This window comes from Streptomyces sp. NPDC047981 (assembly GCF_040653315.1).
Lineage (GTDB): Bacteria > Actinomycetota > Actinomycetes > Streptomycetales > Streptomycetaceae > Streptomyces.
The window spans coordinates 1-1,752 of sequence record NZ_JBEZNQ010000192.1 but is presented as its reverse complement, the minus strand read 5'-3'; the positions used below and the strand labels follow the sequence as shown (position 1 = coordinate 1,752).

General features: G+C 66.9%; 1 protein-coding gene. It reads right to left on the bottom strand.

The window, feature by feature from the left end; translation table 11 throughout:
• Positions 1 to 9: 9 nt before the first annotated feature.
• The coding region (locus tag AB0E14_RS39665) for a hypothetical protein (protein WP_362430441.1) at positions 10 to 1,752 on the bottom strand (1,743 nt) is incomplete at its 5' end.

The following is a 1,752-nucleotide window of genomic DNA, read 5'->3' as shown; positions in this document are numbered from 1 at the left end:
GTAGGGGTGCTACTTCTTTCCTTTCGGGATAGGGGGGAGTGTGGTGATGTCTTTGCCGAGCCCGGCCTGGGCAAGTACCTCGTCCCGGTTGTCCCGCACATACTTCACCACATCTCCGGCTGTGCCGGGCACGCGCAGGCTCCGTCCCAGCCCATTCACCCAGTCCTCCAGGGTGGGCCTCGGGTGCTGGTACTGCTTGGCGATGTCGGTGATTTTGAGGGCGGGGTGGTGGAGGAGGGTGGCGATGACCTGCTTGTCGCGTGGGGTGAGGTCTGCGACTTCTCCGAAGGGGATGGTGAGGGTGGTGATGTCGCTGCTGTCGAGCCCGGCCTGGCGAAGTACCGTGTCCGGGTTGTCCCGCACATACGTCACCACATCAGCGCCTGTGACGTCCACGCGCAGGTTTTTTCGCAGCCTCTCCACCCAACGTTGCAGGGTCTTTTGCCGTTGCCCGTAGTGCCTGGCGATGTCGGTGATGCTGCCGGTGGGGTGGTGGTGGAGGAGGGTGGCGATGACCTGCTTGTCGCGTGGGGTGAGGCCTGCGACTACTCCGGAGGGGATGGTGAGGGTGGCGATGTCGCTGATGTCGAGCCCGGCCTGGCGAAGTACCGTGTCCGGGTTGTCCCGCACATGCGCCATCACCTCACCGGCTGCGCCGGGCACGCGCAGGCTCCGTCCCAGCTCCCCCAGCCAATTGTGCAGGGTCTGCTCCAGTTGCCCGTAGTGCCTGGCGATGTCGGTGATGCTGCCGGTGGGGTGGTGGTGGAGGAGGGTGGCGATGACCTGCTTGTCGCGTGGGGTGAGGCCTGCGACTACTCCGAAGGGTATGGCGGGGAGGGTGGTGATGTCGCTGCTGTCGAGCCCGGCCTGGCGAAGTACCGTGTCCGGGTTGTCCCGCACATACGTCACCACCTCACCGGCTGCGCCGGGCACGCGCAGGTTTTTTCCCAGCCTCTCCACCCAATTCTGCAGGTTCTTTTGCCGTTGCCCGTAGTGCCTGGCGATGTCGGTGATGCTGCCGGTGGGGTGGTGGTGGAGGAGGGTGGCGATGACCTGCTTGTCGCGTTCGTCCAGGATTTTGGGGTAGGGGGTTTCGTAGGGGGCGAGGTCGTTGGCTCGTTTCCGGATCATGCCCACGGCGACCGCGTCCTTGTGGTCACGGATATACCGCAGTGTCTGCGCCTGGGTCGTCCCGGAGTCCAGCCCCAGCTGAGAAGTCCTCTGTTGCAGCCAACTATTCAGGGTCTGCGGGTCCATGTTCATGTGCCGGGCGGTATCGGAGATACTGCCTGCGGGTGCGGCGTTGATGCCCGCGAGGATCTGCTCGTCCTTCTCCCGTGTCTGCTTGCTGGAGGGCCGGGGGTCGTGGAGGACGACAGCCGGCAGATCCGTGTCGGCCTTGCGCTTACGCGGCCGTCTGGAGGGCCCCGGCACCGGATCGCGGCCGGCCGTATCCGGTGCGAACACATCCAGGTTCACCTCATCGACGATGCCCATGACCCGATCGAGTTCGCCGTCCGCCCACGCGGCGGCGTCCACACCCCCAGCCACGTCCTGAGTGGTCGTGTTCCAGGCGGGATTCGGGACCCCCGGGCCGGGCGGGCCGGCGCCGTCCGCCCACGCGGCGGCGTCCACACCCCCAGCCACGTCCTGAGCGGTCGTGTTCCAGGCGGGATTCGGGACCCCCGGGCCGGGCGGGCCGGCACCGTCCACCCACGCGGCGGCGTCAGGACGCCGAGCGAGGTGAAGAGC